The organism is Staphylococcus sp. NAM3COL9 (assembly GCF_001431205.1).
Lineage (GTDB): Bacteria > Bacillota > Bacilli > Staphylococcales > Staphylococcaceae > Staphylococcus.
Map to the genome: position 1 here is coordinate 268004 of NZ_LGPC01000011.1, position 21813 is coordinate 289816.

The window sequence follows — 21813 nt, forward strand, 5'->3', positions numbered from 1 at the left end:
ACTACGTTTCGCATCATTTTAAGAATTAAATTAAGGTATGGTGAGTTTATGTCGAATGAAGATAATATCAGACAAGAAAAAAAGAGTGGAAAAGATAAATTAAAACTGAGTTTTCCAGAGACCCGCTTCATGAAGTTTCTAGGCGGTAAAGATTTGCTTTTTGGTTTGTTGATTTTAATATTAGTTGGTTTTGCAATTTTTATATTTGATCAAGTTTCTTACATTTTCAAACCATTTATTATTGTATTTAATACACTTGTAGCACCAATCATTGTTTCGATTATTCTGTATTACTTATTAAATCCATTAGTCAATTTAATGGAAAGATATAATATATCGAGAGTTTGGGGCGTTATCATATTATTCTTACTCATCGTTGGTGTAATATCATTGGCAATTAATTTACTTATCCCAGTGATTGGTTCCCAATTTAAAAGTTTTGGTAATAATTTCCCATATTATGTCGATAAAGTGAATCAATTTATTGATAGTCTCACTAAATTTTCTGTGATATCTAATTTTTACACACAGATTCAAGATCAACTTGATACTTTAGCCAAAAAATTGCCATCTATGGTTTCTGATTATTTCAATGGTTTTGGATCAAAAATCAAGAACTTCGCTGAAGCATTAGTGAATGTCGGCGTAGTAATAGCTACAACACCATTTATATTATTCTTTATGTTAAAAGATGGCTATCGCTTTAAAGATTTCTCTACAAAATTAATGCCACCAAAATTCAGAAAAGATTTTCATGATTTATTAGATAAAATGGGTGTTCAAGTAGGTTCTTATATTCAAGGACAAATTGTTGTCTCGTTATGTATTGGAATTTTATTATTTATTGGTTATAGCATTATCGGATTAGATTACAGTTTAATCTTAGCGTCAATTGCAGCTGTAACGAGTGTAGTACCATATATTGGTCCTACGATTGCGATTTCACCAGCAATTATTATTGCGTTAATTACTTCTCCAATTATGTTATTAAAATTAATTCTCGTGTGGACAGCTGTACAATTTATCGAAGGTCATCTTATTTCACCGAATGTAATGGGTAAAACACTGAAAATACATCCACTAACAATTATTTTTATCTTGTTAAGTGCGGGTAACTTACTCGGTGTAGTTGGCGTTATTTTAGGTATCCCTGCTTACGCCATTTTAAAAGTACTCATTTCACACTTATATTCTATGTATAAACGTAGATATAATAAATATTATGGTCAAGATGCAGGTGAGTATCAAACCTCATCAGAAGAAGAAGTTCGTTAATATAGGCGTATCTTCAATACAATTAGTTAGTGCATAGATACAAATAAGAATCTAGGTATAAATATCTTATTCTCAATTTAAAAATACCAACATATTAGTTTTTCTAATGGATTGCACAGTAGCTGTCTGATATCTAAATGAATTTGTTTCAAGCTCTTGTATTACTTTTTCTAGCCAACCTTGTAGAGCGGGGATACGAAATCAGAATTTGATTTCGTATCCCCGCTCCTTTTTTATTAGAAAATTTCCAATTTTGAAAGTGTATGCTTGCCTGAGGTATAGATCGAGCCTGTAATATCTCACTCATGCTATTCCCCTAGGTGTCAGCCCTTTACAAAATTTGTACAATAATATCAGTTGATTCAAATATTTAAGTAGGTAATTGAACACATTCTGATTGTTTGTGTTATAAAGTCTCTTACAAAGTCACAGACGCAATAATGTGAGACGACGGCTATTAATATCTAAACAGTCGATATACATAACTTCCTAGAATAATAAATTGAGAAGCTATTTAAACTTTACTTAACCTTATTATTTTATCCTACAATACAATAAATGTGATAAAATAAATGAGTAATATTAATATTAAGGTGTAAAATATTAATGAAAACGGAAGCTTTGTCGTTTTTATATGCTCTGAATTTCATAACAACTTCACTGTATATCGTATAAAGGATTTAAATGAATATCCACCTAACAATTATGTTATGTAGATGTCATTAAAGAATTATTTATTATATTTTATTGTTGTGCTATATTTTTTATGACACTATAGAAACATTGAAAAGAGAAGTGAAGATATGACTAAAGAATTAAGAAATAAATTATTTTTTATATTAAAAATAGTATTTGCAGTTACGTTATTTATTTTTGTTATTTTCACATTTTATAAAGAGCTTTCGCATATTAATCTTAAAGAAACAGTAAAATCATTTGGACAAATTAATAGAGTATGGTTAGTTGCATTATTTTTAAGCGGTGGTCTATCTATTATTGTATTATCACTCTATGACGTTCTCTTAGTAAAAACTTTAAAGTTGAAGCTCTCTTTATTAAAAACCATTCGTATTGGTTATATTGTTAATTCGCTTAATGCTGTCTTAGGCTTTGGAGGTTTTATTGGTGCAAGTGTACGTTTTCTATTGTATAAGAACGCATCCGATGATAAAAAGGCATTAGTGCATACAATCTCTATAGTTTTAATATCTATGTTAACAGGATTAAGTTTACTGTCTATCCTTGTAGTGATTCACGTATTTGACGTGGCGCATATATTTAGTCCGTTTCCATGGATTCACTGGTTATTGTATATTGTGGCGCTATTTTTACCACTATTTATTATAGTAACTTATGTAAAACCAGTACAACAATCACATAAATTACTTGGCTTTTATTGCACAGTTGTTTCTGGTATTGAATGGATTATAGCGTCATTCGTCTTATACATGGCTTTAGTCATTGTAGGCATACAAATACCATTCTCTATATTTATGGGCATATTTATTATAGCGTCACTATCAGGTTTGATTAGTTTTATCCCCGGCGGTTTTGGCACTTTTGATTTAGTCGTATTATTAGGTTTGAAAAGTCTAAACGTACCGGAAGAAGAAATCGTTTTATCATTACTACTTTATCGTTTCGCATATTATTTATTTCCAGTGTTAATCGCGTTGATGCTTTCTACATTTGAGTTCAGGAGTACTGCAAAACGCTATTGGGAAGATTCAAAGCTTATGTTACCAGTGAAAGATATGACATCACTTTTAGCATCGTATCAAAAAGATATTATTGTAAGAGTGCCATCATTTTCAATTGCAATATTGCTGATGTATACAGGATTAATATGTTTTTTAAATAATATGGCCATTATATATGATGGCTTATATGATCCGAATCATTATATTTATTACATTATCGTATCAGTGCATACATCTGCATGTTTACTTTTATTATTGAATATAATTGGTGTATATTATCTTTCTAAACGGGCTATTTTATTTTCAATGATTTCGATTAGTTTAATATTTATTGCTACAGCTTATACTTATGCTTCTTTTTTACTACTGAGTTGGCTTGCAGCTATGTTTGTCCTACTCTTGGTATTTTATAGACGCTCGAATACGATTAAAAGACCATTTAGATATACTAGGTTGTGGTTAAGTGTCGCTGTTGGTGCGCTTATTTTGTATATCAATCATATTGTTATAGATGGGACATTTTATACATTAGATATTTATCATTTGGAAATGGACAGTTCAATATTAAGGTATCATTTTTGGTTCACGATTTTACTCGTTGCTATTATTGTGGGCGCAATCGTCTGGTGGTTTGAGTATCGTTATAGAGTAAAGAACAAAAGTAACAATATTGAATTGTGCGAAGCAATCATAGTGCAATATGGTGGTAATTACTTAAGCCATTTAATGTATAGTGGAGACAAGCATTGTTTTATCAATGAAAAAGAAGATGCATTTATTATGTATCGTTATAAATACAGTGCGTATATTGTATTGGGTGATCCAGTAGGAAATCCAGAATCATTTCATGAATTATTAGAAATGTTTTATCGCGAAGCACAATACTTAGGTTACGATGTGATATTTTATCAAGTAACTGATAAATATATGTCACTTTATCATAATTTTGGCAATCAATTTTTTAAGTTAGGTGAAGAAGCGGTTATAGATTTAACTACATTTACTACATCAGGTAAAAAGAAGCGTGGCTTACGTGCAACATTAAATAAGTTTGATGATCTTAATCTAACTTTTGAAGTGTTAGACCCACCATTTTCACCCAGATTACTTGAGGATTTGAAAAAAATTAGCGATGATTGGCTAGCAGAAAAAAATGAAATGCATTTTTCTGTAGGTAGCTTTAATGAAAATTATTTATCGCAAGCGCCTATAGCGGTCATTAAAGATAAAGATCAATCTATCATCGCATTTTGTACTTTAATGCCTACGTATTACAAAGCAACAATTTCTGTAGATTTAATTCGTTGGAAGCCAGGCATTGAGTTACCTTTAATGGATGGCTTATATTTGAATATGTTGTTATGGGCAAAAGCGCATAATTATGAACATTTTAATATGGGTATGGCTACATTATCTAATGTAGGGCAAGTGCCGTTCTCATTTTATGGAGAGAAAATCGCAGGTAGAGTGTTTGAACATTTTAATGATTTGTATAGATTTCAAGGTCTCAGAAGATACAAAGAGAAATTCAATCCTATTTGGGAACCGAGATTTTTAGTTTATAGGAAACATCATTCATTATGGCTTAGTATGTTAAAGGTGATGCGTGTAATTAGAAAGCATAAATAAAGAAGTAATAAATATAAAAGCAACCAACACAAGTTTTATGTGCTGGTTGCTTTTTTTAAGGAGTTTAAAAGTGTTTAATGGTTTCTATAGTTAATATCTGGAGAAGTTATTAACTACTTTAAATAAACTAACTGGTAGAACTGCTCTAAATATCATTTGACTCTAACTATATATGAATTTCTCGTTACCCCTTTGTTAAGGTATAATCATAATATATCACCATTAGAAAACGCTTTCAATGGTAGGGAGTAAGATTATTCAAATAAAAAATGACATTTTATCTACATAATTTCTTTTTGAAATTAAATTGTATTATTACTATTTTATAAGGGGAGCGCTCGATGAAAAATAAGTGCGCATTATAATTATTTTGATATTAAAAATAGATTCAATGAGTCTATCATTTGTAGTAAGATATAGAATAAATTAAAAATATTGGAGCGTATTAAAATGAAGAAAATCATAATTGGTACTATTTTAGCCTTATTAGTCATTGCATTAATCGTTGCGGGCACGTTTTTATACCAATCCCTTAATTCTAATTTTAAAGGGACAAAAAAGTTTCTCAAATTAATGATCTCAACAAAGAAATAAGTAACGGCCATCCACCTAAAATAGATGTGTTAGCGCAGCAATTTAGCACAGATTTCATGAATCGTGATACAAGACATGGTTATCATAATGTAGCAAAGGGGATGCACAAAGATAAATAGTCATAGTGTTGAGCGACATTACATCTCGTTGGATAAAGATATTGATATGCTAGAGCGGTATTTTAAAGTTAAAAGAATACCGCTTTTTATTTTTTGAAAAGAGATTTTTAAAACTGCAAATATATCTACAGAAAATTAATCTAATAAATAAAACATACGATTGTTCTATTAAATTAAAAAAAGTTGTGGTAATATGAAAGCGATTACATTAATTGAGGTGATTTTATTGGCAACAATTAAAGAAGTGGCTCAATTGGCAGGTTGCTCTGTAGCAACTGTCTCTAGAGCAATCAATAATAATGGTTACGTAAAAGCCCGAACAAGAACACAAATTGAAAGTGCGATTACTCAGCTGAATTATCAACCGAATGAAGCGGCACGTACGTTATATAAAAGGAAATCTAAAATGATAGGATTATTGCTTCCAGATATTAGTAATCCGTTTTTTACACTTATTGCTCGTGGTGTAGAAGATGTCGCTTTGGCACACGGCTACCAAGTATTGATAGGTAATAGCGATAACGATACTGATAAAGCGAAAAATTATCTTTCTACATTTGTAGCACACAATTGTACGGGTATGATTTCCACAGCACTAAATGAAAATTTAATTGAAAATACACTCAATTCATATGGTATTCCTTTTGTATTTGTTGATCGTACCAATGATGGTAATAAAGGGATTTCTACAAATCATTTTGAAGGCGGTCAACTCCAAGCACACGTAATCATTGAAGGACAAGCACAGCACGTATTAATCGTGCATTCTGATTTAAATGTAGCTGCATTCCAATTACGCGTAAATGGCGTAGAAGCAGTACTTAATCAATATAATGTGGCATTTTGTCGTTGTGAAGAAGATCAAATAGATGACGAAGTACAATTCATTAAACAAATACGTCAAAATCATATCGATAGCATTATATGTAGTAATGATTTGATTGCGATTAAAATATCGGGTGTGATTCAACAACATGGATTTAAAGTGCCAAAAGAAATACAGCTTGTTGGTTATGATGATATACCATTTTCAAAAATGACATTTCCTCAAATTACAACTATAGATCAATCGGCATATCGTATAGGTGAACTTGCTGTGTCGAAACTCCTTAATTTATATGATGAGAGAGACGAGAATCATGTTGACCAAGTAGCGATTACAGTGAAGCGGAGGGAAAGTACAAGATTTTAATGCACAATGTGTAACGGGTTACATAAAAAATAGGAGGGATTGAATGTATAAGACAGGTATATTAAATAGCGGAATTTCAAAATTGTTAAGTGATTTAGGACATACTGATCAAATTATCATTGCAGATTGTGGACTTCCAGTTCCAGAAGGTGTGAAAAAGATTGATCTTGCATTGGAATTTGGAAAGCCCTCTTTTATAGAAGTATTTAATCTTATAAAAGCGCATATGGAAATTGAACAAATGATATTAGCTGAAGAAATGATAACGCAAAATAATGCATTGTATCAGACATTATCAGCTGAAAATATTGAAATCCAAATGACATCACATGAGCAATTTAAAGTTCAAAGTAAAACAGTTAAAGCCATCATTCGCACGGGTGAAGCTAAACCTTTTGCTAATGTTGTAATAACAAGCGGTGTTTTATTTTAAGGGGTGAATAAAATGATGAAGATGGAACAAATATATAAATCATTTGGTCAAAATGACGTATTAAGAGGTGTGGATTTTGAAATCGGTGATGGTGAGATACATGCCTTAATGGGAGAAAATGGTGCTGGAAAAAGTACATTGATGAAAATACTTACTGGTGTATATAAGTCGGATAGTGGTTTCATTGAAGCAAACGGTGAAACTATTCAATTTAAAAATACCAAAGACGCGGAACTTAATGGTGTGTCGTTCATACAACAAGAGTTAAATATATGGCCTAATTTAACGGTGTTAGAAAATTTATTTCTCGGTAAAGAGGAAACAAAGTTTTTAGGTATTGTCGATAATAAGGCGATAAAAAAACAGGCAAAATCTATTTTCAAAAAATTAAATATTAATATCGACTTAAATAAAGAGGCAGGCGCACTATCTGTAGGCATGCAGCAAATGTTAGAAATTAGTAAAGCTTTAATGCAAGATTCAAAAGTCATTATTATGGATGAGCCTACTGCAGCATTAACAAATAACGAGATTGATATTTTATTTGAACAAATTCGAAAATTGAAAAGTGCAGGTGTATCATTTGTATATATTTCTCATAGAATGGAAGAAATTTTCAGTATTTCAGATCGTATTACGGTAATGCGAGACGGACGTTCTATCTTAACTTCTGCAACAAAAGATACGACAAATGAGAAAATTGTTAAGGCAATGATTGGTAGAGATTTAGATAACCAATACCCAGATAGACATTACACTCAAGATGAGGAAGTTGTTCTTTCTATAAAAAAACTCAGTTCTACTGAACATAAATTGAATGATATTCACTTTAATCTACATAAAGGTGAAATTTTAGGATTTAGTGGATTGATGGGTGCAGGACGTTCTGAAATTATGCGTATATTGTTTGGTTTAGATAAGGGGCATATGCAAGTAAAATTGAATGATAAACAACTACAGATAAATAATCCTAATCAATCTATCAAACAAGGCTTAGCATTTATCACAGAGAATAGAAAAGAAGAAGGCTTGGTGCTTCAAGATTCAATATTAGAGAATGTTTCATTACCTGCGTTGAAAAGTTTTTCGAAATCTGGATTTTTAACACGAGGTTCTATGGAGCAATATGCAGAGCAAATGATTCAACGATTGAATATTAAAGGTAAGAAAAATGATGTGTGTGTTGATTTATCAGGTGGTAATCAACAAAAAGTTGTTATTGCAAAATGGATAGCAACCGCACCACATGTCTTAATCTTAGACGAGCCTACACGTGGTATTGATGTAGGTGCGAAAAGAGAGATTTATCAATTGATGAATGAATTGACCGAACGTGGGATGTCTATCATTATGATTTCATCAGAATTACCTGAAATCATAGGTATGAGTGACAGAGTAGCGGTTGTGCATGAAGGGAATATTGCAGGCGTGTTAGAGAAAGCATTATTAACAGAAGAACGTATTATGACATTAGCTACTGGAGGGGAAGTACATGACACAGTCTAAACTATCATTTTCATATTTAGAAAAAATAATTCCATTTATTGGGTTAATATTGTTAGTTATTATCATTAGTGTATTAAACAGCGCATTTTTAGAACCATCTAACTTATTTAATTTACTTAGACAAGTATCGATTAATGGCCTTATTGCATTTGGTATGACATTTGTTATTTTAACGGGCGGGATTGATTTATCAGTTGGTTCTACATTGGCGTTATCAAGTGCGATGATAGCTATTTTAATGGTATCAGGTGTAGATTCAATGATTACCTTATTACTTGGTTGTATCTTTGGTGCAGTTCTAGGGGCGATTAACGGTTTGTTAATCACTTTAGGTAAGATGGCACCATTTATCGCAACGTTGGCTACTATGACCGTCTTTAGGGGTTTAACATTGGTGATTACGGATGGTAACCCAATTACAAACTTAAATGGGAGCTATGCTTTCCAATTATTTGGACGTGGTTACTTTCTAGGCATACCTGTTCCAGCAGTTACAATGTTTGTTACATTTATCATTTTATATATTTTACTACATAAAACAGTGTTTGGTAGACAAACTTATGCTATGGGCGGTAACGAGAAAGCAGCATTTATTTCAGGTATTAAAGTAAATAAATTAAAAATCATGATTTATAGTTTGGCTGGCTTAATGTCAGCAATGGCTGGAGCAATATTAACATCACGTTTAAACTCTGCACAACCAACAGCAGGAATGTCATATGAGTTAGATGCGATCGCAGCAGTTGTACTGGGTGGTACATCACTTACGGGTGGTAAGGGACGTATACTCGGCACCTTAATAGGTGTACTTATTATAGGTGTGTTAAACAATGGTTTGAACTTATTAGGTGTTTCATCATTCTATCAACAAGTTGTTAAAGGTGTAGTGATTATCATAGCTGTATTAATTGATAGAAAGAATAAATAGTGTGGGGGGTTAGCAAGATGAAAAAACTATTAATCAGTGCGATTGCAATTTTATTATTTTTAACAGGATGTTCACTTGAGTCTCCTTTGGAAAATGATGATGGCGGTAAGTCAGATAAGAAAAAATCTGATATTGTTATCGGTGTCAGTATCTCAACATTAAACAATCCATTTTTTGTGAAAATTAAAGATGGTATTGAAGACGAGGCAAAAAAACAAGGTGTTAAAGTAAAGTTTGCAGATGCGCAAGATGATGCAGCCAAACAAGCAAACGATATTGATGATTTAATGCAACAAAATGTAGATTATCTTATTGTGAATCCTACAGACTCAGATGCAATTTCTGGTAGTATACAAATAGCTAATGATCAGAATATACCAGTAGTAACTTTAGATAGAGAAGTTGCTAAAGGGCAAGTCGCTTCATTTATTGCTTCAGATAACGTTAAAGGTGGGGAAATGGCTGCAAACTTAATCGTTGATAAATTTGGTGAAGGTACTAAAGTTGCAGAGTTAGAAGGTATACCTGGTGCAAGTGCTACAAGAGAACGTGGTAAAGGGTTTCATAACGTAGCAGATGGCTCACTTGACGTCGTATCCAAACAAAGTGCGAAATTTAATAGAACAGAAGGATTGAACGTAACTCAAAATATTATTCAAGCACATCCAGATATTAAAGCGATATTTGCACAAAATGATGAAATGGCATTAGGCGCAATAGAAGCGGTTGGTAGCAAAGATATTAAAGTTATTGGTTTCGATGGTAATGAAGATGCAATTAAATCAGTAGACAGAGGTAAGTTATATGCTACAGTCGCACAACAACCTGATTTAATGGGTGAAGAAAGTTTGAGAACAGTAATAGATTTACACAATGGCAAGGCAATAGAGAAGAAGAATAAGATTCCATTGGAAATGAAAAAACAAGAGTAGTAGTAAAAAAATAGCTTATAGCGCTATAGCGGATTAATAAGTGAGCTCGTTCATATAGTATAAAAAAGCCGGATGCATAGAAGATATGCTCCGGCTTTTATGATTGACTCGTTATTCTTTATAATTTTGACGATCATTTTGTTCTTCAGCATAACGTTCTGGATTCTTTTTATAAAAATCCTGATGTTCTGCTTCAGCTTTATAGAATGTAGAAGCGGGCAAGATTTGAGTTGCAATTGCCTTGTCTCTATCAATCGTGTGTTTTAATTTTTCAATATACATTTCAGCTACTTCTTTTTGATTGTCATTAGAATAGAAAATAGCTGTCTTATACTGTGAGCCTCTATCCTGGAATTGTCCGCCTTCATCAGTTGGATCTATTACAGAAAAGAAAATTTCTAATAATTTATTATATGAAAACAGTGCGACATCATATTCGATTTCGACAGTTTCATAATGCCCAGTGTTGCCAGTTTTGACTTGTTCATATGAAGGGTTATCAACTGTTCCTCCCATATAACCAGAAGTTACTTGTTCAATACCTTCATACGTGTCAAAAGGCTTGACCATACACCAAAAGCAACCTCCAGCGAAGTATGCTTTGTTTATATTCATGTTTTAACATCCTTTCTGTATTAGACCTTAGTACCATATATTAAGATTTTACTTGATTTTTATACTCTTTTTATATAACTTTAATATATGTTAATTATAGTACATAGAAGTGCAATTTTGAAGATATAAGGTTGATAATAATGAATAAGTACAAAAAAAGAAGTACATCAGATGCGAACGAAGAAACAACACAAGGCCCTTTACGAAGAGTGAAAAAGAAGCGGATTAGAAAGCTACCCTTCTTTATTTTAATTATCATTATCCTATTGGCGATAGTGATTGGTTATGCGATCCATGGTTATAATTCAGGTATTGACTATGCTAAAGACCATGGTAAAACACTGAAACAGCATAAATTTAATGGTACTCAAAAAAATGACGGTAAGATTACAGTCATGGTGTTAGGTGCAGATAAGGAGCAAGGCGGTATTTCCAGAACTGACTCTATTATGATTGCTCAATATGATTTTGTGCACAAAAAGCTGAAAATGATGTCTGTCATGCGTGACATATATGCTGATATTCCTGGAAATGGTCAGCATAAGATTAACTCTGCATATTCTATAGGCGGTCCAGAATTAATGAGAAAAACGCTGAAGAAAAACTTAGGTGTAGATCCTGAGTATTATGCTATTTTAGACTTTACTGGTTTTGAAAAAATGATTGATGAATTAGAACCTAACGGTGTACCTATAGATGTTGAAAAAGATATGTCAAAAAATATTGGCGTATCACTGAATGAAGGCCGCCATCGATTAAATGGTAAAGAACTTTTAGGTTATGCTAGATTTAGACATGATGCTGAAGGCGACTTTGGTCGTGTTCGTAGACAACAACAAGTGATGCAGGCACTTAAAGGAGAACTTGCAAGTATCGATACACTTCCTAAATTGCCGCGTGTAGCCGGTATTTTAAGAGGTTACTTGAATACGAATATGCCAGATTCTGCAATTATGCAATCAGGCTTAAACTTTGGTATTCGAGGCGATAAAAACGTAGATTCTCTAACGTTGCCCGTCGAGGGAAGTTACCAAGATATTCAAACATTTGGTGATGGTAGTGCATTAGAAATCGATAATGCGAAAAATAAAGAAGAAGTTCAGAAGTTTTTAAATGAATAATATAAGTCAGTTACCATATGTGGTGATGATAAAAAGGTAGACAGTCAATTTTATGATTGTCTACCTTTTGTTTTGTTAGTAAAAGTTTTGTTGGCAGTTTTTTGTGCTGACTTGGTTTTAAGAAATAGCATAAATGAATTAAATAGTTGAGATATTTCTAATATTATAGGAAATTAACATTATTAAAAAGTTGATGTTAAATATAAAAACAAACCAAATGTTATTTATTAATGTTTGTTTACGTTCTCTATACGTATAAAGATAGCATGGTATTATTGATCGGATTTTCTAACGCCAGCAACACCATAGTGTGATGCTTTCATTTCTTCGATAACAACTTTTATGGCTTCTTTATCAGCACCTGTAGTTTTTTCTACAGCTTTTGTTACCTCAGATACTAAATCTTTAAGCTGATCGTCTGAACGACCTTCTAATAATTTTACATTAACGATTGGCATATATATTTCCCCCTAGAACGATGTAAACTTATTATATCACGAAAATTCTAAAAATTCTAAAAATAATTATAACAGAACCTTTGTTCTTTTTGTTATTGAAATAGAACTAATGTTCGTATAAAATAGAATTAATTGAGGGAGGTTATTTGATATGTATGATTATAATCTAGTGGAAGAGAGAGATGTATTGTGTATAGACCAAAAAAGTTTTTTTGCAAGTGTGTCTTGTATTCAAAAAGGCTTAGATCCAATGAAAGAGAAATTAGCTGTTGTTGCCGATACGAAGAGACAAGGATCAGTTGTTTTAGCTGCCACAGGACCTTTAAAAGCGCTAGGTATTAAAACTGGGTCGAGACTATTCGAAATACCACATAGAAGTGACATATATATTATTAATCCGAGTATGAGAAAATATTTGGAAGTATCCGTAGCAATATCAAAAATTGCTTTACGGTACGTAGTGCCGGAAGATCTACATCAATATAGTATCGATGAATTTTTTATGGATGTTACGGATAGTTATCACCGTTTTAGTACTACGATCCATTCATTTTGTGAAAAGTTGCAATGTGAAATCGAAGAAGAAACCGGGATTAACTGTTCTATTGGTATTGGATCAAATATGCTTTTAAGTAAAATTGCAATGGATGTAGAAGCGAAGCATACTTCTAGTTTAGTTGCCGAGTGGCGTTATCAAGATGTACCCAATAAGCTTTGGCCTATACAACCGTTAAGTGAGTTTTGGGGAATTAGTAGGAAAACAGAAACGAAATTAAATAAGCGAGGCATTTTTACTATAGGCGATTTAGCCAATTATCCTTACCAATATTTAAAGAAAGATTTAGGGATAGTAGGCGTAGATTTACATTTACATGCGAATGGCATAGACCAAAGTAGAGTAAGAGATAAATATGAAGTAATGAATCCATCGATTTGTAAGAGCCAAATACTGATGCGCGATTATCGTTATGAAGAAGCTAAAGTTGTCATGCGTGAGTTGATTGAAGACATTGCTGGTCGTGTTAGGGCAAGAAACCAATTAGCAAAAACGATTCATTTTTCATTTGGCTATAGTGATGAAGGTAGCGTTAATAAACAATACACCTTACAGGATCCGACGAATTTGGAAGATCAAATTTATAAAGTCGTCGAACACTTCTCAGATGAACTGTGTAATCATACCATGTTATTTCGAACTGTAAGTGTCTCATTAACGAAATTTATAGATGAAAAAGACAGACAGTTAAACCTGTTTATAGATGAATATGAAAGAAAAAGAAATGAAAAATTAGCAAAAACCATTGATACATTACATCAGAAGTTTGGTCGAGGCATCGTATCTAAAGCTGTATCTTATACTGATGCAGGTACAAAACATGGCCGCCTTGGACTCATGGCAGGTCATAAAATGTAACCTTTTGAAAGTGCATAATGTGCCTAAGAGATATGATTGATTATGCAGTCTCTCACTCATACTATTTCATCGGACGTCAGAACGTTACAAAACAATACACTTTCGTATAATAAAATGAGTTTAACATGATTTCAAAATTAAATTTTTTGTCAAAAAACACTAATAAATAAGTGTATTAGTATTTTAAGTAATTAAGGCATTTTCAATAAAATTATTAGCGATTTTTGGGGTGTATCCTTCTTTACGCCAAGCAAGTTTTGTTTGAAAAGTCCATGGATTATCTATTATGGGTAAAATTGTATATTCTCTGTAGATTTCTTCAGTTATTGAAGATGCTGGAAGAATCGTCCCCCCAAACCCTCTAGATAATAATTGAATTAGCATTGAGGAATCATGGCAGTCACATAAAATATTAACGTTTAACTGTTGTTCATTAAAAGTGTTTATAATTTGACCATATAGTCCTGAAAAGGTATTTGAAGTTAATAAAATTAATGGTAATTGTGATAGTTCTTTTATAGAAATTTCTGTAACTGCGATATGTTCAAAGATATTATTAGGTAGAATACAAACGCAATAATCATTAATAATCGTTTTTGTCACAATGGCATTATCAGACAATGCTTCATTGATATAGGCAACATCTATTTTTCTTTCTTTTAACAATTGAATTAAACTAATGCTATCAGATTCCCATATATTAAAACGCATATTATCATTTTTCTGTTTAAACAATTCAATTTGTTTAAACATTGTCTGTGAGCCATAAATTGTTGTACCTATAGCAAGTTTAAGGTTCACTTGCTCATTGAATTCCTGTGTTTCAATCACTGCATCATTAATAGTATTTAAAATATGCTTTGTTTTTTCTCGGAAAAATTCTCCTTGTGCAGTAAGATTTACCTTTTTCTTTTTGTTCCTTTCAAATAAATTAAACCCTAACTCATTTTCTAAATCCTTAAGTTGTCTGCTTAACGGTGGTTGAGCAATATGTAATGACTCAGCAGCCATTGTGATACTACCAGCGTCAGCAATCGCTAAGAAATAACGTAAATGTCGTAACTCCATATATTCCTCTCCTTATATACCTTCTAAGTATTAAAATAATATTTAATATATATTTATTGTATTATATCAATCATCTTTATACTAATAGTTGAGAGGAGGGGGTAAGTAATGAAATTAATTATCGGTATTTCTGGGGCGACAGGAGCTATTTTTGGTGTTCGTCTTTTAGAAATTTTACGTGATACAAAAGATGTGGAAACACACTTAGTCATGTCACAGTGGGCAATAACTACTATTACAGAAGAAACTAATTATAGTATAAGCGAAGTTCGTGAACTTGCAGATTATTATTATTCTCCTAAAAATTTAGGGGCAGCTATTTCAAGTGGTTCATTTAATGTTGATGGCATGATTATAGCTCCATGTAGTATGAAATCATTAGCTTCTATAAGTATGGGTTTGGCGGATAATCTTATCGCTCGAGCTGCAGATGTTATGTTAAAAGAAAGAAAACCACTCGTATTAATGACCCGAGAAACGCCTCTAAATAATATACATTTAGAAAATATGCTCAAATTGTCACAAATGGGAGTAACGATTTTCCCTCCTATGCCTGCTTTCTATAATCATCCAAAAGATTTAAACGATATGGTGAATCATATTGTTTATCGTCTTATTTCACAATTTGGAATAGATAAATTACCACAAGAAAAAGTTTGGACAGGATTTACTAAGAAAGAACAAAAAAATGTTAGTTATTAAGAAAGGAAGCGAGACGAATGGCTTACAAAGATTTAAGAGGTTTTCTAGACTTGTTAGAGTCAGAGAAACAATTAATAAGAGTGAAAGATGAAGTTATGCCTGAACCTGATTTAAGTGCAATCGGTCGTACAGCCCCTGACATGGAAAATGGTCCGGCAGTTTTAGTAGAAAATATTAAAGGATATCACACACCCTTAGTACTAAATGTGCATGGAAGTTGGCAAAATCATGCATTAATGCTTGGTTTACCTAAAAACACTTCCACAAAAGACCAATTTTTTGCATTAAAAGAAAAGTGGGATCAATATCCAATTAAACCCGAATGGATAGACAAAAAAAATGCACCAATAAAAGAAAATATAATTTCTGAAGAAGACGGAATTAACTTATTTGATGTATTACCATTATTTAGAATAAATGAATTTGATGCTGGATATTATTTGTCAAAAGCATTAATCGTCAGTAAAGATCCAAATAAACCAGATAGTTATGGAGAACAAAATGCTGGAACATATCGTGTCCAAGTAAAAGGAAAAGATAAAGTAGGTATTCAACCACTACCTTTCCATGATATCGCTGTACATTTACAACATGCAGAAGAAAAAAATGAACCTCTACCTATTGCAATCTGTTTAGGTAATGACCCTGTGCTCAGTTTTATGGCTAGTACGCCTATAGAGTATGTACAGTCTGAATATGACTTTGCAGGCGCTTTAAAAGGTGAACCAATAGAATTAACCAAGAGTGAATATGGAGATTTAGATATTCCTGCACGAAGTGAAATTGTATTGGAAGGCTATATTGAGCCGCGTAAACGCGAAATAGAAGGGCCATTTGGTGAATTTCCTGGTAGTTATTCAAGTTCAAGAAAACAACCAACAGTAAAAATAACAAAAATAACACATAGAAATAATCCAATATTTGAAAATCTATACTTAGGTATGCCTTGGACAGAAATTGATTATTTGATTGCATTGAACACAAGTTTACCATTGTATAAACAATTAAAAAGAGATTTCCCTGAGGTAGAAGCAGTTAATGCAATGTATACACATGGTATTGGTACGATTGTTTCTACTAAATCTAGACTTGGTGGCTATGGCAAAGCTGTAGCGATGCGTTTACTCTCTACACCACATGGTATGCCATATACTAAAATAGCAATTATAGTGGATGAATTTGTAGATCCGTTTAATCTTGAACAAGTTATGTGGGCTTTAACAACAAGAGTTAGACCAGATAAAGATGTGTTTAAGATACCATATGCGCCAGGTATGCCGTTAGACCCATCTTCAGAGCCTGAAGGTATGCATACAAAACTTGTTATAGATGCTACGACACCAGTAGGCGCTGATATTGGTCGTGATACTGAATTGCTTGGTACACCAGAAAAAGCAGATGAATGGATTGAAAAATTAGGTAAACTAGTAAATGGAAAGGAAGATTAAGATGATTTGTCCTAGATGTGATTCAAAAGAAGTAGAATTATTGACTAAAGCACCTAAAGATAACGCTTGGGAAGTATATATTTGTAACACATGTACTTTTTCATGGAGAAACACTGAAGGTGAAAATATTACAAACCCTGAGAAATATGATCCTCGTTTTAAATTAAAACCAACTGAATTTGATAACTTAGCTCAAATTCCACCAATTCCTGATTTAACAAATAAATAAATCAGAAAGGAGTGTGCGTAATGAAACTACCTGAAGAAATTAAAAGTTTGTTAGATGGTAAACAGTTAGATAAAAAAAAGGATATTGCTATGATGCTGCAATCTATTACTAATGAGGGATATCCTCATACAGCAATGGTAAGTGTTGGTGAAGTTGTTGCTACAGACAGTGAGCATATTAGAATTGCTTTATGGCCAAACACACAAACTGCAAATAGTTTATCTGATAGTGGTAAGGCGAGTTTAGTAATTGTTCAAAATAAAAAGGCTTTTTATTTTGAACTTGATACAAAATTATTACCAACTATATCTAATGAAAAATTCTCAAGAATACGTTTTGAAGCATTTGCCAAAAATATAAAAGAAGATAGAGCAAAATATGCAGATATTACTTCAGGTATAACTGTTGAAATACATGAATCTGAAGAGGTGCTCAAACGTTGGAAAATAACTATAAGCGAATTATTGAGTGTTTAAAATATATAAATTAACAGAAAAACTAGAATTACCTATTGCTGAAAGTGCATATCAGGTTAGGTTTTTAGAGCAAAGTGATTAACATGATTCATGCTTATCAACACACATATTTAAAAGAGACTCCTCGTCGACGAGGAGTCTCTTAAGCATTTCAAGATAAAATTTCAGTTTATAATAATTGACTTAAATCTAATTATTTATTCTTTTTATGATTCATGCACAGTATTAAGAAGGTCATGGGCTGTTATTTACTAAGCTATATAAGTATCGAAATCGCTTAATGCTTTAGCGCCTTTCTTGCGGTCTTCTGGGTTTTTAAAACTAATACGTAATGCACCATAAATATCTTCGCGTACTTCTAAAATTCTTAGGTTGCTTATAGAAATATTATGTAAACTTAAGATATTTGTAACTTTGCTTATCATACCCGATTTATCCGGAATGTCCACATACAAATCATACTCAATAGATAGCGCACCTTGTGATTTAAGGGGGAGTTCATCACGATATATTTTAGCATCGTTATAAAAATCATATAAGCCATCAGGGCTATCATCCTCAATGAGAGAAATAACATCTTCCATTTGAGTTTTCCAGTCATTTAAAAGGGTTAAAATCGTATTTTTATTTTCAATCGTAATGTCTCGCCACATAACAGGGCTACCACTCGCAATTCTTGTGATATCTCTAAAGCCACCAGCTGCAAGTGTTTTTATAAGCGTAGATTCATCAGCATGTTTGGCATTTAAATGCACTAAGCTCGAAGCGATGATGTGTGGGACATGACTTACAACACCTGTCACGAAATCATGTTCTTTTGGAGTTATAGAAATAAACTTCGCATCTGTAGTTTTCAGTAAACTTTGAATTTCTTCAAAAGCCGCGTCATTAGCTGATTCATCATGAACGAGTATATAAAATGCATTTTCAAATAAATGTTTTTTAGCATTTAACACACCTGACTTATGACTACCTACCATAGGGTGCCCACCAACCAGATGGATATCGTAAGATAAAAGATGTTGTTCATATTGTTGGATGGTTGACTTTGTACTGCCAGTATCTGTAATAATCACATTCTTTTTCATATGATATTTTGGTAACTCTTGTACGTATTTTATCGTTTGTTGTACGGGTGTTGCGTAAATGATGATATCTGCACTTTCAACGCTCGATTCATAATCTGTCGATTGAAAATCAATAATACCAATAGATAAAGCTTTATCTAATTGAGAGGTATCTGCATCATAAGCTGTGATTTCTATATCATCATGATAATATCTTAAATTACTCGCTAGACTTCCGCCAATAAGACCTAAGCCAACGAAAAGTATTTGTTTCATTATGCGAATCACCTCTATCAAAAATTTCAGAATAGTAACATTGTAAAGCAGCAAATGTTATTTCGCAATATGCATAAACTCTGAAAATAAAGATTTAACTTACAAAGCAAACTCTAATTTAATGAATTGAGATATACTTTGTATGATGAAATGATATGAGATAATTCAATAAGGCTTTATATATGAAAGAAGAAAATCGAAGTGAAAATGATTTAAATTATATAGGAGTGATGAAATTGAATATACAAAACATTTTGATTGCTGGTCAATATGAATCTGCTTTTCAGCAATATTTACTGGATTTAGAAAAGTATCATTTGCATTTTCAATCAATTGATATGATTTCAAAAGAGGATATGGAATGGGCAGATGCTTATGTAGGCTTTGCTCCTAGTAAAGCATTTCATCCTTCTAAGGTAAGGTGGGTTCATGCATTTAATGCCGGTGTAAATAATTTTCTAGCAATAGGTGGTTGGGAAAAATCAAATACAATGTTAACTAGAACTGTCAGTGACTTTGGTGAAAAGATGAGTGAATATTGTTTGAGTTATATATTAAAAGACTTGCAACATCACATATTACTTCAGTCACAACAAAAAGATAGACTCTGGATCCCCAAAATACCAGCTGCCTTGAAAAATCAAACGATATCGATATTCGGTACTGGTGAAATTGGAAGAGTAATAGCAAAAGTTTTATCGTCATTTGGTACAACTGTGTATGGTGTTTCAAATAGTGGCGAAAATAAACAATACTTTAAGCAAGTAAATACATTAGAATCATCGAAAACATTAATTGAACAATCGGATTATATTATTAGTACTTTACCGTTAACACAACAAACTAAAAAACTATTTAACGAACAAATCTTTAGATATTTAAATCACACTTATTTTATAAATGTTGGTAGGGGACAGGTTGTTGATACAAACCATCTTATAAATGCACTAGATTCTGGAAAAGTCAGACATGCAGTATTAGATGTCTTTGAGTCAGAACCATTACCAAAATCATCAGAGTTATGGCACAGGGGGGATGTTACGATAACACCACATATTTCAGCATTAACAGATTTAGATGATGCTATTTCATGCTTCTGTAACACATTAGAGAATATAGAAAGAGATGAAACGTTATCAAATCAAGTAGACTTCAGTAAAGGCTATTAAACTGTAATAAAAAATATAAGTTATTTGTGTTTTTAATGTACAAAGTATGATTTTTTTAGTGTCTCTTGATCGCAATAAAGTTTCATATCCTGTACAACAAAGTCATACCAAGTTTATAAATTTTTATATGCAGCCATTATTTGAACAAACATAGACCTTATTTTCTCCACTCCCTATAAATACGAATAATACTTTGAATGTAAGGTATGGCGATAATAGGGATGAACTAAATTGAGATTAGTTACCTTTGGCATGAATATCGTGTTTTATTTATCCATTTAATTTTCCTACTATCAAACAGAAATTTCTATTCGGAATTTTACCAATTTTAGAAAATAACAGTTAAACTAAAGATATACATATAAGGAGGGGATAGTATCACAGAATCCATTTTTTCGACAATTCAAGCATTAACGAATATTAATAGTCCTTCGGGGCATGCAGAAAAGGCAGTTAAATACGTTGAAGATGAAGTTGAAAAGTTAGGTTATGCGACTCATATTACTAACAAAGGTGCGTTGATTATTACTGTAGAAGGTGAGAATAATCAAGACCATAAATGTATTACAGCCCATGTGGATACATTAGGTGCAATGGTGAAAGAAATTAAAGATGATGGTCGCTTAGCATTAGATTTAATTGGTGGCTTTAGTTATAACGCAATAGAAGGGGAATATTGCGAAATTGAAACTTCTGCAGGACAAACTTACACAGGTACAATATGTCTACATGAAACAAGTGTACATGTATATCGTAATAATGATAATGTGCCTAGAAACCTAGAACATATGGAAGTAAGATTAGATGAAAAGGTAAATATAAAAGAAGATACAGAACAATTAGGTATCGAGGTAGGAGATTTTATAAGTTTTGATCCTAGAACACAAGTCACATCTTCTGGTTTTATAAAATCACGCCATTTAGATGACAAAGCAAGTGTTGCAATGATCATAGAGTTTTTAAAAACAGTTAAAAAAGAAAATCTCAAATTGCCACATACGATACAATTTTATATTTCAAATAATGAAGAAATAGGCTATGGTGCTAATGCTTCAATTTCATCAAATATTGTTGAATTTATCGCGTTCGATATGGGCGCTTTAGGTGATGGTCAAGCTTCAGATGAATATACGGTTTCTATCTGTGCTAAAGATGCGTCAGGTCCATATCATAAGGGATTACGTGAACAACTCGTAAATCTATGTAATACAAATAAAATTCCATACAAAGTTGATATTTATCCATATTATAGTTCTGACGCTTCAGCTGCATTAAAAGCAGGCGCAGATATAAAACATGGCTTATTCGGTGCAGGTATCGAATCATCACATGCACTAGAACGTACGCATATTGATTCATTAAAAGCAACACAAGCATTGTTACATGCTTATTGTTTAGCACCGATTCAATCATAAATATATTGAAACCTAGTTTATCTACTTGATTTTGTAATGCTATTATA

Annotated in this window: 20 protein-coding genes; 16 read left to right on the forward strand and 4 right to left on the reverse strand. The window is 32.2% G+C overall.

Annotation, left to right across the window (positions count from 1 at the left end; all coding sequences use genetic code 11):
• Nucleotides 1-48 precede the first annotated feature (48 nt).
• From ACA31_RS04220 to ACA31_RS04255, 8 genes are all read left to right on the forward strand, one after another.
• The gene (locus tag ACA31_RS04220; protein WP_057512119.1) at nt 49-1275 is read left to right on the forward strand and encodes an AI-2E family transporter; all 1227 of its coding nucleotides are present in this window, start codon (nt 49-51) and stop codon (nt 1273-1275) included.
• An 803-nt stretch (nt 1276-2078) separates the two neighbouring features.
• Nucleotides 2079-4604, forward strand: a complete 2526-nt coding sequence (gene mprF / locus ACA31_RS04225; RefSeq protein ID WP_057512120.1) for a bifunctional lysylphosphatidylglycerol flippase/synthetase MprF — start codon at nt 2079-2081, stop codon at nt 4602-4604.
• A 450-nt stretch (nt 4605-5054) separates the two neighbouring features.
• Nucleotides 5055-5198, forward strand: a complete 144-nt coding sequence (locus ACA31_RS13455) for a hypothetical protein (protein ID WP_253721361.1) — start codon at nt 5055-5057, stop codon at nt 5196-5198.
• Between the two features lie 312 nt (nt 5199-5510).
• Nucleotides 5511-6509, forward strand: a complete 999-nt coding sequence (locus ACA31_RS04235; RefSeq protein ID WP_057512121.1) for a LacI family DNA-binding transcriptional regulator — start codon at nt 5511-5513, stop codon at nt 6507-6509.
• Nucleotides 6510-6552: 43 nt separating this feature from the next.
• Nucleotides 6553-6942 carry a D-ribose pyranase gene (rbsD, locus tag ACA31_RS04240; protein WP_057512122.1) on the forward strand — a complete coding sequence of 130 codons (390 nt, stop codon included), beginning with the start codon at nt 6553-6555 and terminating at the stop codon, nt 6940-6942.
• Nucleotides 6943-6954: 12 nt separating this feature from the next.
• Nucleotides 6955-8448, forward strand: a complete 1494-nt coding sequence (locus ACA31_RS04245) for a sugar ABC transporter ATP-binding protein (protein ID WP_057512123.1) — start codon at nt 6955-6957, stop codon at nt 8446-8448.
• The gene (locus ACA31_RS04250; RefSeq protein ID WP_057512124.1) at nt 8435-9376 is read left to right on the forward strand and encodes an ABC transporter permease; all 942 of its coding nucleotides are present in this window, start codon (nt 8435-8437) and stop codon (nt 9374-9376) included. Before ACA31_RS04245 ends, ACA31_RS04250 begins: the two co-directional genes overlap by 14 nt.
• Nucleotides 9377-9393: 17 nt before the next feature.
• On the forward strand, nt 9394-10308 hold the full coding sequence (locus ACA31_RS04255; RefSeq protein ID WP_057512125.1) for a D-ribose ABC transporter substrate-binding protein: 915 nt from the start codon (nt 9394-9396) through the stop codon (nt 10306-10308).
• Nucleotides 10309-10419: 111 nt separating this feature from the next.
• Here ACA31_RS04255 and msrA read toward each other — a convergent pair whose 3' ends face one another.
• Nucleotides 10420-10923 carry a peptide-methionine (S)-S-oxide reductase MsrA gene (gene msrA, locus ACA31_RS04260; RefSeq protein WP_057512126.1) on the reverse strand — a complete coding sequence of 168 codons (504 nt, stop codon included), beginning with the start codon at nt 10921-10923 and terminating at the stop codon, nt 10420-10422.
• A 140-nt stretch (nt 10924-11063) separates the two neighbouring features.
• Between msrA and ACA31_RS04265 the strand changes: the two genes are divergently transcribed.
• Complete coding sequence (locus ACA31_RS04265; RefSeq protein ID WP_057512127.1) at nt 11064-12044, forward strand: LCP family protein; 981 nt, start codon at nt 11064-11066, stop codon at nt 12042-12044.
• A gap of 272 nt (nt 12045-12316) precedes the next feature.
• Here ACA31_RS04265 and ACA31_RS04270 read toward each other — a convergent pair whose 3' ends face one another.
• Nucleotides 12317-12502 carry a 2-hydroxymuconate tautomerase gene (locus ACA31_RS04270; protein WP_057512128.1) on the reverse strand — a complete coding sequence of 62 codons (186 nt, stop codon included), beginning with the start codon at nt 12500-12502 and terminating at the stop codon, nt 12317-12319.
• A 151-nt stretch (nt 12503-12653) separates the two neighbouring features.
• On the opposite strand from ACA31_RS04270, the gene ACA31_RS04275 reads away from it, so the two are divergent.
• Nucleotides 12654-13916, forward strand: coding sequence for a Y-family DNA polymerase (locus ACA31_RS04275; RefSeq protein WP_057512129.1), 1263 nt, complete (start codon nt 12654-12656; stop codon nt 13914-13916).
• A 183-nt stretch (nt 13917-14099) separates the two neighbouring features.
• Here the strand turns inward: ACA31_RS04275 and ACA31_RS04280 are convergent, their stop codons facing one another.
• Nucleotides 14100-14984 carry a LysR family transcriptional regulator gene (locus ACA31_RS04280; RefSeq protein ID WP_057512130.1) on the reverse strand — a complete coding sequence of 295 codons (885 nt, stop codon included), beginning with the start codon at nt 14982-14984 and terminating at the stop codon, nt 14100-14102.
• A gap of 108 nt (nt 14985-15092) precedes the next feature.
• On the opposite strand from ACA31_RS04280, the gene ACA31_RS04285 reads away from it, so the two are divergent.
• Genes ACA31_RS04285 through ACA31_RS04300 form a run of 4 tightly spaced genes read left to right on the forward strand, consistent with a single transcriptional unit; the run spans nt 15093 to nt 17839 of the window.
• The gene (locus ACA31_RS04285; protein WP_057512131.1) at nt 15093-15686 is read left to right on the forward strand and encodes a UbiX family flavin prenyltransferase; all 594 of its coding nucleotides are present in this window, start codon (nt 15093-15095) and stop codon (nt 15684-15686) included.
• 17 nt (nt 15687-15703) lie between these two features.
• Entirely contained in the window at nt 15704-17134 is a 1431-nt protein-coding gene (locus ACA31_RS04290) for a non-oxidative hydroxyarylic acid decarboxylases subunit C (protein ID WP_057512132.1), read from the forward strand.
• A complete protein-coding gene (locus ACA31_RS04295) occupies nt 17118-17363 on the forward strand; it encodes a non-oxidative hydroxyarylic acid decarboxylases subunit D (protein ID WP_253721362.1) in 246 nt (81 codons plus the stop codon). Before ACA31_RS04290 ends, ACA31_RS04295 begins: the two co-directional genes overlap by 17 nt.
• A gap of 20 nt (nt 17364-17383) precedes the next feature.
• Nucleotides 17384-17839 (forward strand): hypothetical protein, encoded by a 456-nt coding sequence (locus ACA31_RS04300; RefSeq protein ID WP_057512134.1) that lies wholly within the window; start codon nt 17384-17386, stop codon nt 17837-17839.
• Nucleotides 17840-18090: 251 nt separating this feature from the next.
• Here ACA31_RS04300 and ACA31_RS04305 read toward each other — a convergent pair whose 3' ends face one another.
• A complete protein-coding gene (locus ACA31_RS04305) occupies nt 18091-19182 on the reverse strand; it encodes a prephenate dehydrogenase (protein ID WP_057512135.1) in 1092 nt (363 codons plus the stop codon).
• 230 nt (nt 19183-19412) lie between these two features.
• On the opposite strand from ACA31_RS04305, the gene ACA31_RS04310 reads away from it, so the two are divergent.
• Both ACA31_RS04310 and ACA31_RS04315 read left to right on the forward strand, forming a co-directional pair.
• Nucleotides 19413-20351 (forward strand): D-2-hydroxyacid dehydrogenase, encoded by a 939-nt coding sequence (locus ACA31_RS04310; RefSeq protein ID WP_253721369.1) that lies wholly within the window; start codon nt 19413-19415, stop codon nt 20349-20351.
• A 377-nt stretch (nt 20352-20728) separates the two neighbouring features.
• Nucleotides 20729-21766 carry a M42 family metallopeptidase gene (locus ACA31_RS04315; RefSeq protein WP_057512136.1) on the forward strand — a complete coding sequence of 346 codons (1038 nt, stop codon included), beginning with the start codon at nt 20729-20731 and terminating at the stop codon, nt 21764-21766.
• Nucleotides 21767-21813 lie beyond the last annotated feature (47 nt).

Bases quoted from the DNA above. Each gene is read 5' to 3' on its own strand.
- ACA31_RS04290 (WP_057512132.1), top strand. From the start codon at position 15,704: ATGGCTTACAAAGATTTAAGAGGTTTTCTAGACTTGTTAGAGTCAGAG.
- ACA31_RS04250 (WP_057512124.1), top strand. From the start codon at position 8,435: ATGACACAGTCTAAACTATCATTTTCATATTTAGAAAAAATAATTCCA.
- ACA31_RS04265 (WP_057512127.1), top strand. From the start codon at position 11,064: ATGAATAAGTACAAAAAAAGAAGTACATCAGATGCGAACGAAGAAACA.
- ACA31_RS13455 (WP_253721361.1), top strand. From the start codon at position 5,055: ATGAAGAAAATCATAATTGGTACTATTTTAGCCTTATTAGTCATTGCA.
- ACA31_RS04245 (WP_057512123.1), top strand. From the start codon at position 6,955: ATGATGAAGATGGAACAAATATATAAATCATTTGGTCAAAATGACGTA.
- rbsD (WP_057512122.1), top strand. From the start codon at position 6,553: ATGTATAAGACAGGTATATTAAATAGCGGAATTTCAAAATTGTTAAGT.
- ACA31_RS04275 (WP_057512129.1), top strand. From the start codon at position 12,654: ATGTATGATTATAATCTAGTGGAAGAGAGAGATGTATTGTGTATAGAC.
- ACA31_RS04255 (WP_057512125.1), top strand. From the start codon at position 9,394: ATGAAAAAACTATTAATCAGTGCGATTGCAATTTTATTATTTTTAACA.
- ACA31_RS04310 (WP_253721369.1), top strand. From the start codon at position 19,413: ATGAAATTGAATATACAAAACATTTTGATTGCTGGTCAATATGAATCT.
- ACA31_RS04285 (WP_057512131.1), top strand. From the start codon at position 15,093: ATGAAATTAATTATCGGTATTTCTGGGGCGACAGGAGCTATTTTTGGT.
- ACA31_RS04295 (WP_253721362.1), top strand. From the start codon at position 17,118: ATGGAAAGGAAGATTAAGATGATTTGTCCTAGATGTGATTCAAAAGAA.
- mprF (WP_057512120.1), top strand. From the start codon at position 2,079: ATGACTAAAGAATTAAGAAATAAATTATTTTTTATATTAAAAATAGTA.
- ACA31_RS04220 (WP_057512119.1), top strand. From the start codon at position 49: ATGTCGAATGAAGATAATATCAGACAAGAAAAAAAGAGTGGAAAAGAT.
- ACA31_RS04300 (WP_057512134.1), top strand. From the start codon at position 17,384: ATGAAACTACCTGAAGAAATTAAAAGTTTGTTAGATGGTAAACAGTTA.
- ACA31_RS04270 (WP_057512128.1), bottom strand. From the start codon at position 12,502: ATGCCAATCGTTAATGTAAAATTATTAGAAGGTCGTTCAGACGATCAG.
- ACA31_RS04305 (WP_057512135.1), bottom strand. From the start codon at position 19,182: ATGAAACAAATACTTTTCGTTGGCTTAGGTCTTATTGGCGGAAGTCTA.
- ACA31_RS04280 (WP_057512130.1), bottom strand. From the start codon at position 14,984: ATGGAGTTACGACATTTACGTTATTTCTTAGCGATTGCTGACGCTGGT.
- msrA (WP_057512126.1), bottom strand. From the start codon at position 10,923: ATGAATATAAACAAAGCATACTTCGCTGGAGGTTGCTTTTGGTGTATG.
- ACA31_RS04235 (WP_057512121.1), top strand. From the start codon at position 5,511: ATGAAAGCGATTACATTAATTGAGGTGATTTTATTGGCAACAATTAAA.